Below are 15,364 nucleotides of genomic sequence, written 5' to 3' on the forward strand. Positions count from 1 at the left end.
GTCGGCGTCAGGGCCGCAGCTGGTCGGTGAACCGCTTGAGAGCCTTCGCGCCCAGGGGGTCGACCAGCGGGTGCAGGGCCCGGTCCAGGAGGCGCAGGCCGGGCAGCCGCAGCGCCCCGAAGAAGGCGAACCGGGTGCCGTCCCCCTCCGGGACGGCGGCCAGTCCGCCCAGCACGAACCGGCTCTGCATCAGGCACCAGCCCGGCCGCAGGGTGATGTCGAAGCGTGCCCGCATGCCCAGGGGGCTGCGGGCGCGCGCTTCGAGGCGCTCCCCATCGGCGGACGCGGAGGTCACCGTGAAGGCGCTGATGTCGCTGATGAGCAGCGGCATCTGCCGTTCCAGGTCCGAGGCCAGCTCCCAGACCCGCTCGAAGGGGTCGGGCAGCAGGTGTTCGGCGAAGCTCGAGCCCGGGGTGCTGCGGGCGACGACCCGCAGCTTGCGGACGGGGTCGAGCCCGGTCACGGCGGGCCAGGCGGCGGGCCCGGCGGGCCCGGCGGGCCCGGCGGGCCGGGGGGACGTATCGCGGTCGGTCATCGCTCCCACGCCTTTCGGAAGCTGCGGCGGGCCCGGAACAGGCGGGTCCGGACGGTGGGTTCGGGTACGCCGAGGAGGGCGCTGACGGAGTGCTCGTCCAGCCCTTCTAGGTCCCGCAGGACGAGCACGGCCCGGTGCGCCGGGGTGAGGCGTTCCAGTACGTCGCGCACGTCGGCGGCCAGCTGCGGGTCGCCGCGTCCGGGGACCTCGTCGAGCGGGTCCGCCACCGTGCGCGCCGCCGCGCGGGCGATCCGTACCGCCTCGCGTACGGCGATCACCCGCGCCCAGCCGAACAGGGCGGCTGGCTCCCGCAGTTGGCCGATGCTGCGGAAGATGACGATCAGCGCCTCCTGGGTGGCGTCCGGCCCGTCCTGGAGCGCGATGGGGCCGCACAGCCGCCCGACGTACGGGGTGAGGAGGTCCAGGAGTTCCTGGACGGCCATCCGGTCCCCGCGCTGGGCGGAGCGTACGAGCACGGCCAGGTCGGGGGCGGCGGTGCGGCCGGGGGCCGCCGTGGCCGTCACCACCGGCCCGTTCAACGGGGGTTCCATCATGTCCTCCTCGGCGCTCCGGGGCGGTGGCGGCGTCCCGGAGGGAAGGAGGGGGCGGACGGGCCGGACATTCCCGTGACCCGCGTCACATCACGCGCAGGGCGGGGTCCGCGCCAACATCTGTTGAACCGGGGCGAATTGAGGCTGGAGGGGCCAGAGCGACTACGTCCGGTCGACGAACACGCTGGTGGACTTGACTCGGGCGGTGGCCCGCATGCCGACCGCCAGGCCCAGTTCCTCCACGGCCTCCCGGGTCAGCAGGGACACCACCCGGTGCGGTCCGGCCTGGATCTCCACCTGGGCGCCGACACTGCCCAGCTTGATGGCGGTCACGATGCCCGGGAAGGCGTTGCGGGCCGAGGTGTACGGCGCGTCCTCGTCCTCGCCGCCCTCCTGCGCCACCTGGACGCAGAACGCCGCCAGGTCCGGCCCGTCGACGATCCTGCGGGTCCCCTCGCGGCGCGTCGGGAAGCGGCCGGCGTCAGCCCAGCGGCGGGCGGTGTCACTGCTGACGCCGAGCAGCCGGGCTGCCTGGCCGATCGTGTACGTCTCCATGCGGCGCAGCCTACGGCCCGTGCTCAGCCGGCCAGGAGCAGGGCGTCCGCCACGGCCGTACGGGCGTAGAGGACGGAGCGGCCGCTGCGGTGGGCGCTGACCAGGCCCGCGTTGCGCAGGGCCGTCAGGTGCTGGGAGACCCCGGCCGCCGAGAGGCCGCAGTGGCGGGCGAGCTGGGTGGTGGACGCGGGGGTGTCGAGCTCGGCCAGCAGCAGGGCGCGGGAGCGGCCCAGTACGGCGGCGACGGCCTCGGACGTCGAGGTCGTACGGGGTTCCCACAGGGTGCCGGTGCCGCGCGCCGGGTAGGCCAGCTGGGGCGGTTCGGGGACCACCGCGCGGGTCAGGACCTTGCGCCAGGCGAAGGCCGAGGGCACCAGCAGCAGCCCGGCGCCCGACTTGTCGCGGGTCGGCGTGCAGTGCTTGCGGACCAGGCGCAGGGTGCCGGCGTCCCACCGTACGGATTCGTGCAGCTCGTTGAGGACGTACGCGGAACCGTGCTCGGCCACCAGCCGGGCCCGGTGGAAGACGTCCGCCTCCAGCAGCTGGCGGATCCGGGCCCAGTAGGGTGCCAGCGCGATCTCCCAGTACGTCTCGATCTCCGCCGTGACCTTCTCCAGCGCCTCCTCGGGCTCCTCGTGGAGCAGCCGCAGCCGTGCGGAGCCGGAGCCGGCGCCCAGCTCGGCGATGTCCCTGCGGAGCTGTTCGGGGCGGGAGGCGCGGATGGCCGCCAGCTCGGCGGGGAGTTCGGGGAAGGGCCCGGCCGGGGTCGGGTTGAGGAAGTCCGCGAGGTAGCCGCGCGCCGGGATCAGCTCGTGCAGCCAGCCCCGGTGCAGGCCCGCGCGCAGCAGCCGGGGGCGGACCTGCCCGGCCCAACGGCGGTACGGGGAGGGCTCGGCGGGGTCCTTCAGCAGCCGGTAGCTGGTGACGACCTCCCACATCGGGGAGACCGCGAACCGGGTCTGCGCCAGGTCCGTCGCGGAGAAGATGAGCCCCGACTCGGGCTCCGGCATCGGCTGTTCCATCTCTGTGCCCCCGAGTCGCTCCGTGCTCCGTTGGATTCGGTCTGAGCTTAATCAGTTCGGGGCGGTGGGGGCAGGGGCGCAGTCTCCTCTCATGTTCTCCACCTTCCGCGGACTCCCGCACACCGTCTGGACCCTGTTCGCCGGAACGGTCGTCAACCGGCTCGGCCACCTGGTCACCCCGTTCCTGGTGTTCCTGCTGGCCGACCGGGGGATCAGCGCCGCCGAGACCCCGTACGTCCTCGGCGCGCTCGGCGCGGGCAACCTGATCGGTCCGGCCCTGGGCGGGGTGCTCGCCGACCGGATCGGGCGCCGGCCGACGATGCTGATCGGGCTGACCGGTGCGGCGGCGGCGCAGGGCGCGCTGTTCCTGGCGCCGGGGGCTCTGGCCATGGGGGCGGCGGCGCTGCTGCTGAGCGCCGCTTCGGCGACGGTCTCCCCGGCCGCGTTCGCGCTGATGGCCGACGCGGTCGAGGGCGAGCGCAGGCAGCGGGCGTACGCCCTGTTCCAGTGGGGCGTCAACATCGGCACGGCCGTCGCCGGGGTGCTCGGCGGCTTCCTCGCCGCGAACGGGTACTGGCTGCTCTTCGCGGTCGACGCCGGGTCCCTGCTGGCCTACGCCGCCGTGGTCGCGGTCCGGCTGCGCGAACCGGCCCGGGCCCCGCGCTCCGGGGCCGGGGCGAAGGGCGGCATCGGCTACGGGGTGGTGCTGCGGGACCGGCTGATGATGGCGCTGCTGCCGCTGTTCGGCATCCAGCTGTTCGTGTACTCGCTGACCGAGGTGGCCCTGCCGCTGTCCATGCGCGACAGCGGGCTCTCCCCCGCCGCGTACGGCGCGATGGCCGCCGTCAACGCGGTGCTGGTGGTGGCCCTCCAGCCGCTGCTGACGGCCCGTGTCGCGAAGCTGCCGCAGCTGCCGGTGCAGGCGGGCGGCAGCGCGCTGATCGCCGTCGGGGTGGCGGCGACCGGACTCGCCGACGGGCTGGTGGGCTACACGGTGTCGGTGGTGCTCTGGTCGCTCGGCGAGGTCGTCTGCGCGGGGATCTCGGCCTCGGTGGTCGCGAACCTCGCCCCGGCCGAGGCCCGGGGCCGCTACCAGGGCGCCTTCAGCTGGACCTGGGGCGTCGCCCGCTTCGTCGCCCTCACCCTGGGCGTGAGCCTCTACTCGGGCGTCGGCCCGGCGGCGCTGTGGTGGACGGCCCTGCTGGCCGGACTGCTCTGCTCGGCGGGCATCGTCACCCTGCGCCGGCGCGTCACCGCCCGCGTGGACCACGCCCTGGCGGCGTAAGCCGTCTAGCCCGCCCCACGAACCGCGGGCCGTAGGACGGGGAGCCACAGGGGAGCCCCCCGCCCCACGGCCCGTGCCCCCACTCTCCGGGGCCCCTGCCCGGAGGGCACGGGCCCCGGCGGCGTGGTCGTCGCCGGGGCCCTGTCGTCAGCGCCGCGTGAGGTCGCGCAGGGCCGTGTTGAGTTCGAGGACGTTGACGCGGGGTTCGCCCATGAAGCCCAGGGTGCGGCCCTCGGTGTGCGCGGCGATCAGGCGCTCCACCTCCGCCACGGTGAGGCCGTTGCGGGCGGCGACGCGGTGGGCCTGGAGGGCGGCGTACTCCGGGGAGATCGCCGGGTCCAGGCCGGAGCCGGAGGAGGTGACGGCGTCGGCGGGGACCTGCGCGGGCTGCGGGGTCCAGCCGGGGACGGTGTTGTCGGCCAGGACCTTGGCCTTGGCCTCCTCGACCGCCTTGACCAGGTCGGGGTTGTCGGCGGCCTTGTTGCTCGCGCCGGACAGCAGCAGCTCGTACTGCGTGTTGACGCTGTTCTTCCCGAGTCCGGCGGACGGCCGGGGCTGGAAGAAGCGCGGATCGTCCCCGTAGCTCTGGCCGATGAGCGCCGAGCCGACGACCTGTCCGCTGCCGTCCTTGACCTCGGAGCCGTTGGCCTGGGAGGGGAAGGCGGCCTGGGCGACGCCGGTGACGGCGAGCGGGTAGAGCACCCCGCACAGGACGGTCAGGACGAGCAGGGCCCGCAGGCCGGCCGCGAGCAGTCGCGCTGTGTTGCCTACAGAGTTGTTCATTGTCGTCTCAGCACGTTCCTAGTTCAGGCGAGCCCGGGGATGAGGGAGATGAGCAGGTCGATGAGTTTGATGCCGATGAACGGGGCGACGAGACCGCCGAGTCCGTACACGGCGAGGTTGCGGCGCAGCATCCTGTCGGCGCTGCTGGGCCGGTAGCGGACGCCCTTCAGGGCGAGCGGCACGAGCGCGATGATGACCAGCGCGTTGAAGATGACGGCGGAGAGGATGGCCGACTCCGGGGACGCCAGGCCCATGATGTTGAGCTTGTCGAGGCCCGGGTAGACCACCGCGAACATGGCCGGGATGATCGCGAAGTACTTCGCGACGTCGTTGGCGATGGAGAAGGTGGTCAGGGCTCCCCGGGTGATGAGGAGCTGCTTGCCGATCTCGACGATCTCGATGAGCTTCGTGGGGTTGGAGTCGAGGTCCACCATGTTCCCGGCCTCCTTGGCGGCCGAGGTTCCGGTGTTCATCGCGACGCCCACGTCGGCCTGGGCGAGGGCCGGGGCGTCGTTGGTGCCGTCGCCGGTCATGGCGACGAGCTTGCCGCCCGCCTGCTCCCGCTTGATGAGGGCCATCTTGTCCTCGGGGGTGGCCTCGGCGAGGAAGTCGTCGACGCCCGCCTCCTCGGCGATGGCCCTGGCCGTCAGCGGGTTGTCGCCCGTGATCATGACGGTCTTGATGCCCATGCGGCGCAGTTCGTCGAACCGCTCGCGCATGCCCTCCTTGACGACGTCCTTGAGGTGGATGACCCCGAGGAGGCGGGCGCCTTCGGCGTCCTCGACCGCGACGAGGAGCGGTGTACCGCCCGCCGAGGAGATCGCGTCGACCTTCGCGGCGGCGTCGGGGGCGAGGGCGCCGCCCTGCTCGCCGACCCATGCGGTGATCGCGGCCGCGGCGCCCTTGCGGACCTTGCGGCCGTCGGTGTCCACCCCGGACATGCGGGTCTGGGCGGTGAACGGGATCCAGTCGGCGCCCGTCAGCTCGCCCTGGTGGCGTTCGCGCAGCCCGTACTTCTCCTTCGCCAGGACGACGATCGACCGGCCCTCGGGGGTCTCGTCCGCGAGGGAGGACAGCTGGGCCGCGTCCGCGACCTCCGCCGCGAGGGCGCCGCCGACGGGAACGAACTCCGAGGCCTGGCGGTTGCCGAGGGTGATGGTGCCGGTCTTGTCGAGCAGCAGGGTGGAGACGTCACCGGCCGCTTCCACGGCGCGCCCGCTCATCGCGAGGACGTTGCGCTGGACGAGGCGGTCCATGCCGGCGATGCCGATCGCGGAGAGCAGGGCGCCGATGGTGGTGGGGATCAGGCAGACCAGCAGGGCGGTGAGGACGATCATCGACTGGCCGGCGCCGGCGTAGATCGCGAAGGGCTGGAGGGTGACGACCGCGAGCAGGAAGACGATGGTCAGCGAGGCGAGCAGGATGTTGAGCGCGATCTCGTTGGGCGTCTTCTGCCGGGCCGCGCCCTCGACCAGGCTGATCATGCGGTCGATGAAGGTCTCGCCGGGCTTCGTGGTGATCTTGATGACGATCCGGTCGGACAGCACCTTCGTACCGCCGGTGACGGCCGAGCGGTCGCCGCCGGACTCGCGGATGACCGGGGCGGATTCGCCCGTGATGGCGGACTCGTCCACGGACGCGACGCCTTCGACGACGTCACCGTCGCCCGGGATGATGTCGCCGGCCTCGCAGACGACCAGGTCGCCGATGCGCAGCAGCGTTCCCGGGACCCGCTCCTCCACGGAGCCGTCGAGGCGGCGGGCGACGGTGTCGGTCTTGGCCTTGCGCAGGGTGTCGGCCTGCGCCTTGCCCCGGCCCTCGGCGACGGCCTCCGCGAGGTTGGCGAAGATCGTGGTCAGCCACAGCCAGGCGGTGATCGCCCACCCGAACCAGTTGCCGGGCTCCGACAGCGCCAGCACCGTGGTCAGTACGGAGCCGGCCTCCACCACGAACATGACCGGGGACTTGACCATCACCCGGGGGTCGAGCTTGCGCACGGCGTCCGGGAAGGACTTCAGGAGCTGCTTGGGGTCGAAGAGCCCTCCGCCGACGCGGCCTCGGCCGCCCGGCTCCTGGTGGCCGGCCGGGGCGTCCTGGTGCGGTGCGCGGGTGGGGGTGACGGTGCTCATGAGGCGAGCCCTTCGGCGAGCGGTCCCAGCGCGAGGGCGGGGAAGTAGGTGAGGCCGGTGACGATGAGGATGGTGCCGACGAGCAGGCCCGTGTAGAGGGGCTTGTCGGTGCGCAGGGTGCCCGCCGTCTCGGGTACGGGCGTCTGTTCGGCGAGGGAGCCGGCCAGGGCGAGGACGAAGACCATGGGCAGGAAGCGGCCGAGCAGCATGGCGATGCCGATGGTGCTGTTGAACCACTGGGTGTCGGCGTTCAGGCCCGCGAAGGCGGAGCCGTTGTTGTTGGCGCCGGAGGTGTAGGCGTAGAGGATCTCGGAGAAGCCGTGCGCGCCGCCGTTGGCCATGGAGGTGACGGGGGTGGGCAGGGCCATCGCCGCCGCCGTGAACCCGAGGACCAGGGCGGGGGTGACGAGGATGTAGCAGGCCGCGAACTTGATCTCGCGGGTGCCGATCTTCTTGCCGAGGTATTCGGGGGTGCGGCCGACCATCAGGCCGGCCAGGAACACCGCGATGATCGCCATGACGAGCATGCCGTAGAGGCCGGAGCCGACGCCGCCGGGTGCGATCTCGCCGAGCTGCATGCCCAGCAGCTGGATGCCGCCGCCCAGACCCGTGTAGGAGGAGTGGAAGGAGTTGACGGCGCCGGTCGAGGTGAGGGTGGTGGCGACGGAGAAGATCGCGGAGGCGCCGATGCCGAAGCGGGTCTCCTTGCCCTCCATCGCGCCGCCGGCGGCCTGGAGGGCCGGGCCGTGGTGGGTGAACTCGGTCCACATCATCAGCGCGGTGAAGCCGAGCCAGATCGTGGCCATCGTCGCGAGGATCGCGTAGCCCTGCTTGACCGAGCCGACCATCCGGCCGAAGGTGCGGGTCAGCGAGAACGGGATGACCAGGATCAGGAAGATCTCGAAGAGGTTCGAGAAGGGCGTCGGGTTCTCGAAGGGGTGCGCGGAGTTGGCGTTGAAGTAGCCGCCGCCGTTGGTGCCGAGCTCCTTGATGACCTCCTGCGAGGCCACCGCCCCGCCGTTCCACTGCTGCGAGCCGCCGATGAACTGTCCGACCTCGTGGATCCCGGAGAAGTTCTGGATCGCGCCGCAGGCGACGAGGACGAGCGCGCCGATCACCGACAGCGGCAGCAGGATCCGGACGGTGCCGCGCACCATGTCGGCCCAGAAGTTGCCGAGTTCACCGGTGCGCGAGCGCGCGAAGCCCCGTACGAGGGCCACCGCGACGGCCATGCCGACCGCCGCCGAGAGGAAGTTCTGCACCGCGAGGCCGCCGGTCTGCACGACGTGGCCCATGGCCTGCTCGCCCGCGTACGACTGCCAGTTGGTGTTCGCGACGAACGACGCGGCCGTGTTGAAGGCCTGGTCCGGGTCGATCGCGGCGAAGCCGAGCGAGCCCGGCAGGATCCCCTGCGCCCGCTGCAGGGCGTACAGGAAGAGGACGCCCACCGCCGAGAAGGCGAGGACGGCCCGCAGGTAGGCGGGCCAGCGCATCTCGGCGGCCGGGTCCGCGCCGATCGCCTTGTAGATCCACCTCTCCGGCCGGTAGTGCCGTTCGGAGGAGTAGACGCGGGCCATGTACTCGCCCAGCGGGCGGTGGACGAGGGCCAGTGCCACGACGAGCGCGAGCAGCTGGAGCACCCCGGCGAGAACGGGAGTCATCGCGGCTCAGAACCTCTCCGGGTACACGAGGGCGACCACGAGATAGCCCAGCAGAGCGACGGCGACCAGCAGACCGACGATGTTCTCGACGCTCACAGCTTGGTCACCCCCTTGGCGACGAGGGCCACCAGCGCAAAGAGCGCGAGGGTGGTGGCGACGAAGGCCAGATCGGCCATCGTGAGCTCCTGGAGTTTCGGAGGCGTGATTCGGACACTTCCGAGTGGAACCCCTCCGCACTGGTCACACAGGTGTTCTTGACGGCCCCCATACGCCGCCCCGTACGCCTTTGACGGCTCCCTGACGCGGCGCCGTGGCCGGTCCTCGCTCCCGCTGCTGTTCCAGGAAGATCCGCTGGTCGGCGAGGAGGCCCGGTGGGAAGAGGGCGCGCGGGGCGAACAGCGCGGTGAGCGGCAGCCGCCAGGACGAGCGCTCGACCGGGGTGCGGACCAGGGAGTGGGTGGCGCCCGGGTAGCGGCGGACGGTGAGGGTGCCGGGCGCGAGCAGCCGGCGGTAGACGGCCTCGGTCTCGGCGCCGTCCACGTTGAGGTCGTCGGCCCCGCGGAGCAGCAGTACCGGGACCGGGGGCATCGCCCGCAGGTCGGCGCTCGCGTCGGCCGTGTGGTTGCGGCTGATGAACGTCCAGCGCGCGGCGTCGAGTTCCGGATCGGCGCCGGGGCTCGCGCGGTACTCCTCGTACGTCGCCCCGCGCCGCAGCAGCGCCAGGGTGGACTCCCGGGCGCGCAGGGCGGCCGCCGTGCGCTCGGGCCCGGCGCCCTCGGCGCGGAGCCCGGCGCGGAGGTTGTACTCGCCCTGGCGGTGCCAGTTGACGGCGGTGCCGACGGCGATGACGAAGCGCACCCCGGGCACCGTCGCGGCCACCTTGGGGAGCACCCAGCCGGCCTGGCTGGCGCCCCAGAGCCCGGTCCGGCCGCCGTCGACCTCGGGGCGGGTCCGGGCCCAGGCGAGGGCGTCGGCGGTCTCGCGGGCGCGGTCGTCCATGGTCTGGCCGAGCCAGTCGGCGGGTTTGTCGAGGGACAGGGAGGCGTAGCCGGCGCGGGCGAAAGCCTCCCAGTAGGGGCGGTAGAAGCCGTCGTGGGTGGCGTCGACGGGGCCGTCGCCGTGGACGAGGACGACGAGCGGGAAGGGCCCGGAGCCGGTGGCGGGGGTGGCCAGCACCCCGGGCAGCCGGTGTCCGGCGGCGGGCACGGTGACCCGCTGCTCGCGCAGGTCGTAGCTGTTCTGCCGGAGCACCACCCCGGTGAGGGCGGCGGCGAGGAGGACGGTGGCGGCGAGGAGCGGGAGCAGGACGGTACGGATTCGGTTCTTGCGCGGTGGTGCGGACACGGGCGGCTCCTCCGAAGGCGGCGAATCGCTCAACTTGGAAACGATCGTAACGTCAATGAACGTATTATGCTTGCACGTATGACGACGGAGAGCGGAAGCACCGAAGTACGGCGCGGGATCCCCGACGGCGCCGGGGAACGGGTCGCCGAGCTGTACTGGGAGGCCTTCGGCGCGAAACTCGGCGCCGCCCTCGGCCCCGCCGAGGCCGGGCGCCGGTTCATCGCCGCGCACCTGCACCCGGACCGGGCCCTGACCGCCGTGTCCGACGACGGCCGGCTCCTGGGCGTGGCCGGGTACCAGCTCGCCGGACGCGGCCTCGTCGGCGGCGACGCGGCCGCCGTCAGGGCGGCGTACGGGCAGGTCAAAGGCCTGTACCGGGTGTTCCTGCTGGCCCTGCTGGAGCGCACCCCGGCCCGGGGCGAGCTGGTCATGGACGGCATCGCGGTGGACCCGGCCGCGCGCGGCCGGGGCATCGGCGGGCTGCTCCTCGACGGGATCGAGGAACTCGCCGCCGAGCAGGGCTGCCGGCGGATCCGGCTGGACGTGATCGCCGAGAACCCGCGCGCCCGCGCCCTGTACGAACGCCACGGCTTCCGGGCGGTCCGGGTCCAGCGCACGCCCTGGCTGCGGGACGTGCTCGGCTTCGGGGCCGTGACGACCATGCACAAGGAGGTGGCGGCCCGATGAGCACGCACCCGACGGACCCGGCCCCGGTGAGCGGGGTTCCGACGCGGCTGGTGGTGCACGCGCTGGTCCGGGAGGACGGCACCGTCGACGGCGGCGAGCTGTACGAGGTCGCGGGCGCGCTCGGCATGAGCGACCAGCAGGTCCGGCTGTGCGTGAAGCGGCTGGTGGCCGAGGGCCGCTTCACGCAGGAGGGCCGGGGCCGGCGGGCGGTGCTGCGGCTCACGGCGCCGGGCGCGCCGCCGCTGCCGGAGGTGGAGTTCGTCCGGCACGCCTACCGGCAGGACCGGGGGCTGGAGCCGTGGGACGGGGTCTGGCACCTGTTCGCCTTCGCCGTCCCCGAGTCCGCGCGGGCCGCCCGCGACGCCCTGCGCGACACCCTGACCGCGCTGGGGGCCGCCCCGGTGCAGGGCGGGCTGTACGCCACCCCGAACGCGATCGGCCCGTACGTCCGGGCCCGCGCGGCCGAGCTGGGGGTGACGACCGGGCTGACCTGCCTGACCAGCCGGGACCTGGCCGTCGGGGGCGCCGACGGCCCGGCCAGGCTGGCCGCCCGGCTGTGGCCGCTGGAGGAGATCGCGGGGCGGTACGAGGCCCTGCGCGCCCTCGCCGAGGGCCCGGGGGCGGGGCTCGCGCACGCGGTGTCCCTGGCGGCGGCGTTCAGCGAAGCCATGCGGCCGGATCCGCTGCTGCCGCCGGAACTCCTGCCGCAGCCCTGGCCGGGCACGACGGCCCGTACCGCCGCCACCACCGCCTGGACCCGCCTGCGCGCGGCCGCCCCGCCGGACGCCCCGAAGATCTTCCGCCTGTACGCGGAGGCGCTCACCCCGTAGCGGGCGGCGCGGCGGTGACCTCCAGCCAGACCGTCTTGCCGGGGCGGTCGCCTTCGGCGGGGGTGGAACCCCAGCCGGCCGCGAGCCGGTCCAGCAGCGCCAGCCCCCGTCCCGCCGGGCCGGGGGCCGGGGGCTGCGGGTTGTCGTCGGTGACTTCGACGCGGAGCCGGCCCGGGGTGTGGCGGAGCAGCAGTTCGCGGGGGCCGTCCGCGTGCAGGCAGGCGTTGGTGACCAGCTCCGAGACCAGCAGGACGACGTCCTCCGCGGGCCCCTCCCCCGGCGGCCACCGCCACTCGGCGAGGGCCGCGCGCGTGAAGTCCCGGCAGCGGGCGACGACCCCGCTCGTGGCACCGGCGAGGACCAGCCTCCGCGTCTGCTCGGCCGCCACAGGCACTCCCGTCTCCGACGCCGTCCCCCCGGCGCCGCACCTACCCCCGTCGGCGGCGGACAAATCCCACGCTTTCGCCGCGACAGCAGGGGCCCCGCGCCTCCCGTACCGGCCGGCGAAGGGCCCCCACCACGGCTTTCCGGCTGTTCTCCCCCGTGGAGCGGCCGGTGCCGACGACGCTAGGCCGCACCTGGACGGCCGTCGAGGAGGGCCCCGCCGGTCCGTCAAGTCCCCCGTCGGCCGCGCCGCACCGGAGGCACCCCTGAGTCCACATCCTGGACAACTACGCTCAGGACATGAACGCAGAAGCCGACGCCCTCGCCGCCGTGAACGACGCCGCGAAAGCGGCCGTGAAAGACGCCGACCGCAAACACGTCTTCCATTCCTGGTCGGCGCAGGAGCTCATCGACCCGCTCCCCGTCGCCGGGGCCGAGGGCTCGTACTTCTGGGACTACGACGGGAACCGCTTCCTCGACTTCTCCAGCGCGCTCGTCTACACCAACATCGGCTACCAGCACCCCAAGGTGGCGGCCGCCATCGCGGAGCAGGCCGCCAAGCTGTGCACCGTCGCCCCCGGCTTCGCCGTCGACGCCCGCTCGGAGGCGGCCCGCCTCATCGCCGAGCGCACCCCCGGCGACCTCGACAAGATCTTCTTCACGAACGCGGGCGCCGAGGCCGTGGAGAACGCCGTCAGGATGGCCCGGCTGCACACCGGCCGCCCCAAGGTGATGGCCGCGTACCGCTCGTACCACGGGGCCACCTCCACCGCGATCAACCTCACCGGTGACGCCCGCCGCTTCGGCAACGACACCGCCACCGCCGGCGTCGTGCACTTCTGGGGCCCCTTCCTCTACCGCTCGCCCTTCCACGCGACGACCGAGGCCGAGGAGTGCGAGCGCGCCCTGCGCCACCTGGAGGACACGATCGTCTTCGAGGGCCCGCAGTCCATCGCCGCGATCATCCTGGAGACCGTCGGCGGCGCCCCCGGCGTGCTCGTACCGCCGGCCGGCTACCTCGCGGGCGTGCGCGCCCTCTGCGACCGCTACGGGATCGTCTTCATCCTCGACGAGGTCATGGTCGGCTTCGGCCGCACCGGCACCTGGTTCGCCGCCGACCACTGGGACGTGCGCCCCGACCTGCTCTGCTTCGCCAAGGGCATCACCAGCGGCTACGTCCCCCTCGGCGGTGTCGCCATCTCCGCCGCCATCGCCGAGACCTTCGCCCGGCGCCCCTACCCGGGCGGGCTGACGTACTCCGGGCACGTCCTGGCCTGCGCCGCAGCCGTCGCGACGATCCACACCATGGAGGAGGAGGGCATCGTCGAGCAGTCGGCCCGTACGGGCGCCGAGCTGCTGGGCCCGGGGCTGCGCGCCATCGCCGAGCGGCACCCGTCGGTCGGCGAGGTCCGGGGCCTCGGCACCTTCTGGGCCCTGGAACTCGTACGGGACCCGCGGACCCGCGAGCCGCTCGTCCCGTACAACGCCTCGGGCGCCGACAACGCGCCGATGGCGGCCTTCGGCGCGGCCCTGAAGAAGGGCGGCCTGTGGCCGCTCCTCGCCGGGAACCGGATGCACGTCGCACCGCCCTGCAACATCTCCGCCGAGGACGTGGCCAAGGGCCTGGCGATCCTCGACGAGGCCCTGTCCGTCGCGGACGCGCACATGGCCTGACCTGCGAGGTTGTGGGGTCGCCCAAATCCTGGGTGCAGGTGTTCGGATGATCCGTGCGGTGGTTCACCCGCCGTACACATGGTGCAATCCGTGCAGTACTACTCAGCACCTACGGACCGGGATGCACGTCAGTCCCGGGGCGGCCCCCGAGGGGTCGAACGGCGGGGAGCGGCACGTCTTCAGTCGGGACGGGCGCTGGACGCCGGGCGTACGGGATCCAGACAACCGGACTCCGTGTTCCCGAGTACCCGAAGGAAGACACCATGAGCAAGCACGTCCTGGCGCAGAACCAGTACGGCAAGGCCGAGAACCGCATCGTCAAGGTGACCCGCAAGGGCAACGACGGTTCCTGGCACGAGATCCGCGACCTCAACGTCTCGGTCGCGCTCCGCGGCGAGTTCCGCGACGTCCACCTGACGGGCGACAACGCCAACTGCCTGCCGACCGACACCACCAAGAACACGGTGTACGCCTTCGGCAAGGAGCACGGCATCGCCTCCCCCGAGGCCTTCGGCATCCTCCTCGCCAAGCACTTCGTCTCCTCCCAGCAGCCGATCCGCGAGGCGCAGATCCGCATCGAGGAGTACGCCTGGGAGCGGATCCCGGTCCCGACGCGCAAGGAGCAGCACTCCTTCGTCCTCAAGGGCCAGGAGGTGCGCACCGCGCAGATCACCTACAGCGAGACCACCGGGCTCCAGGTCATCTCGGGCATGAAGGACCTGACGGTCATGAACTCGACCAACTCCGAGTTCCACGGCTACATCAAGGACAAGTACACGACCCTCCAGGAGGCGTACGACCGCATCCTGGCGACGAAGGTCACCTCCCGCTGGGCGCACTCGGCGCTGGCCGCCGACGACCCGCAGTACGACTGGGACCAGTCGTACAAGAAGGTCCGCAAGAACATGCTGGAAGCCTTCGCGGAAACCTACTCGTACTCCTTGCAGCAGACCCTGAACCAGATGGCCGAGCGGGTGCTCGACAACTGCCCCAGGGTCAACGAGGTGCGCCTCAACCTCCCCAACAAGCACCACTTCCTCGTCGACCTGGAGCCCTTCGGCCTCAAGAACGACAACGAGGTGTACTTCGCGGCGGACCGCATGTACGGCCTGATCGAGGGCACCATCCACCGTGACGGCGTGCAGCCGGTCATCGCGACCTCCGACTGGATCGTCGCCTAGCACCGCGCTCCGACCGCTCGGTGGGGCCCGGACCGCGTCGCGGGGTCCGGGCCTCAGTGCTGCCCGGGCCTCAGTGCTGTCCGGGCTGCTGCGACGGCGGCGCCCCGACGAGGAGGTTCCAGCGGCCCGCCCGCCCGCTGAGGGCCGTCACGGTGTCCGGCCGTACGTCGAGCCGCCAGAACGCCGCGGCCGGCAGCTCCAGCGCGGCCACCACCACCGCCCGTACGACGGCCTGCGCGACCACCGCGTGGTGCCGGCCCGGTTCCAGCGCGGCCAGGTGCGCTCCCGTACGGGCGATCAGCGCGGCCACCGACTCCCCGCCGCCCGGGGGCGCGTAGTCGGGGTCCGTGAGCCAGCTCCGCACCCCCTGCGGGTCCTCGGCGGCGACCTCCTCCAGGGTCCGGCCCGCCCACGCCCCCAGGTCCGGCCCGGCGAGGCCCTCGTGGCCCGGGCAGGGCCGCGCGGACCCGAAACGGCCCTGGCGGGCGGCGTCGTCGAGCGGGGGCGTGGTCAGCAGGAGCCGTACCGGGGCTGCGGAAGATGTCACGGGCATGGGCAGGAGCGTAGAGCGCGCGCCCGGGGCGTGAGACGGCGGACACACGCCGTGGTGTTCAAGCCACGAGCGCGGTACGGTCTCGGACGACATGACGAAGGCATGACGGAAGCACCGGTGAAAATCCGGCACGGTCGCGCCACTGTGAACCCTCCCCGCACCATGAACGGGAGGCAAGTCAGACCCGCCA

Annotated in this window: 16 protein-coding genes; 5 read left to right on the top strand and 11 right to left on the bottom strand. The window is 72.9% G+C overall.

Annotated features, from left to right (window positions below; genetic code table 11):
- Positions 1-7: 7 nt before the first annotated feature.
- From OOK31_RS19780 to OOK31_RS19795, 4 genes are all read right to left on the bottom strand, one after another.
- Positions 8-535, bottom strand: coding sequence for a hypothetical protein (locus OOK31_RS19780; RefSeq protein ID WP_267088604.1), 528 nt, complete (start codon positions 533-535; stop codon positions 8-10).
- Complete coding sequence (locus OOK31_RS19785) at positions 532-1,086, bottom strand: RNA polymerase sigma factor (protein ID WP_267088605.1); 555 nt, start codon at positions 1,084-1,086, stop codon at positions 532-534. Before OOK31_RS19785 ends, OOK31_RS19780 begins: the two co-directional genes overlap by 4 nt.
- Before the next feature lie 162 nt (positions 1,087-1,248).
- Positions 1,249-1,641: a molybdopterin-binding protein gene (locus tag OOK31_RS19790; protein WP_267088606.1), complete on the bottom strand. Its 393-nt coding sequence runs from the start codon at positions 1,639-1,641 to the stop codon at positions 1,249-1,251.
- A gap of 23 nt (positions 1,642-1,664) precedes the next feature.
- Positions 1,665-2,651, bottom strand: coding sequence for a helix-turn-helix transcriptional regulator (locus OOK31_RS19795; RefSeq protein ID WP_267088607.1), 987 nt, complete (start codon positions 2,649-2,651; stop codon positions 1,665-1,667).
- Between the two features lie 103 nt (positions 2,652-2,754).
- Between OOK31_RS19795 and OOK31_RS19800 the strand changes: the two genes are divergently transcribed.
- Positions 2,755-3,948 carry an MFS transporter gene (locus OOK31_RS19800; protein WP_267088608.1) on the top strand — a complete coding sequence of 398 codons (1,194 nt, stop codon included), beginning with the start codon at positions 2,755-2,757 and terminating at the stop codon, positions 3,946-3,948.
- 147 nt (positions 3,949-4,095) lie between these two features.
- On the opposite strand, the gene kdpC is transcribed toward OOK31_RS19800, so the two are convergent.
- From kdpC to OOK31_RS19825, 5 genes are all read right to left on the bottom strand, one after another.
- Positions 4,096-4,731: a potassium-transporting ATPase subunit KdpC gene (kdpC, locus tag OOK31_RS19805; protein WP_267088609.1), complete on the bottom strand. Its 636-nt coding sequence runs from the start codon at positions 4,729-4,731 to the stop codon at positions 4,096-4,098.
- A 23-nt stretch (positions 4,732-4,754) separates the two neighbouring features.
- Positions 4,755-6,860: a potassium-transporting ATPase subunit KdpB gene (gene kdpB, locus OOK31_RS19810; RefSeq protein WP_267088610.1), complete on the bottom strand. Its 2,106-nt coding sequence runs from the start codon at positions 6,858-6,860 to the stop codon at positions 4,755-4,757.
- Complete coding sequence (kdpA, locus tag OOK31_RS19815) at positions 6,857-8,521, bottom strand: potassium-transporting ATPase subunit KdpA (protein WP_267088611.1); 1,665 nt, start codon at positions 8,519-8,521, stop codon at positions 6,857-6,859. The genes kdpB and kdpA overlap by 4 nt, the downstream gene beginning before the upstream one ends.
- A gap of 6 nt (positions 8,522-8,527) precedes the next feature.
- Entirely contained in the window at positions 8,528-8,617 is a 90-nt protein-coding gene (gene kdpF, locus OOK31_RS19820) for a K(+)-transporting ATPase subunit F (protein ID WP_267088612.1), read from the bottom strand.
- 144 nt (positions 8,618-8,761) lie between these two features.
- Positions 8,762-9,865: a S9 family peptidase gene (locus tag OOK31_RS19825; RefSeq protein ID WP_267088613.1), complete on the bottom strand. Its 1,104-nt coding sequence runs from the start codon at positions 9,863-9,865 to the stop codon at positions 8,762-8,764.
- A 78-nt stretch (positions 9,866-9,943) separates the two neighbouring features.
- On the opposite strand from OOK31_RS19825, the gene OOK31_RS19830 reads away from it, so the two are divergent.
- Positions 9,944-10,552 (top strand): GNAT family N-acetyltransferase, encoded by a 609-nt coding sequence (locus OOK31_RS19830; RefSeq protein WP_267088614.1) that lies wholly within the window; start codon positions 9,944-9,946, stop codon positions 10,550-10,552.
- Positions 10,549-11,382, top strand: coding sequence for a PaaX family transcriptional regulator C-terminal domain-containing protein (locus OOK31_RS19835; protein WP_267088615.1), 834 nt, complete (start codon positions 10,549-10,551; stop codon positions 11,380-11,382). Before OOK31_RS19830 ends, OOK31_RS19835 begins: the two co-directional genes overlap by 4 nt.
- On the opposite strand, the gene OOK31_RS19840 is transcribed toward OOK31_RS19835, so the two are convergent.
- Positions 11,372-11,770, bottom strand: a complete 399-nt coding sequence (locus OOK31_RS19840; protein ID WP_267088616.1) for an ATP-binding protein — start codon at positions 11,768-11,770, stop codon at positions 11,372-11,374. The genes OOK31_RS19835 and OOK31_RS19840 overlap by 11 nt on opposite strands.
- Before the next feature lie 296 nt (positions 11,771-12,066).
- Here OOK31_RS19840 and OOK31_RS19845 point away from each other — a divergent pair, with 296 nt between their 5' ends.
- Entirely contained in the window at positions 12,067-13,440 is a 1,374-nt protein-coding gene (locus OOK31_RS19845; protein ID WP_267088617.1) for an aspartate aminotransferase family protein, read from the top strand.
- 263 nt (positions 13,441-13,703) lie between these two features.
- Positions 13,704-14,621 carry a factor-independent urate hydroxylase gene (pucL, locus tag OOK31_RS19850; protein WP_267088618.1) on the top strand — a complete coding sequence of 306 codons (918 nt, stop codon included), beginning with the start codon at positions 13,704-13,706 and terminating at the stop codon, positions 14,619-14,621.
- Between the two features lie 70 nt (positions 14,622-14,691).
- On the opposite strand, the gene OOK31_RS19855 is transcribed toward pucL, so the two are convergent.
- Positions 14,692-15,174: a histidine phosphatase family protein gene (locus tag OOK31_RS19855; RefSeq protein WP_267088619.1), complete on the bottom strand. Its 483-nt coding sequence runs from the start codon at positions 15,172-15,174 to the stop codon at positions 14,692-14,694.
- Between the last annotated feature and the right edge of the window lie 190 nt (positions 15,175-15,364).

Source organism: Streptomyces sp. NBC_00249 (assembly GCF_026342355.1).
Classification (GTDB): Bacteria; Actinomycetota; Actinomycetes; order Streptomycetales; family Streptomycetaceae; genus Streptomyces.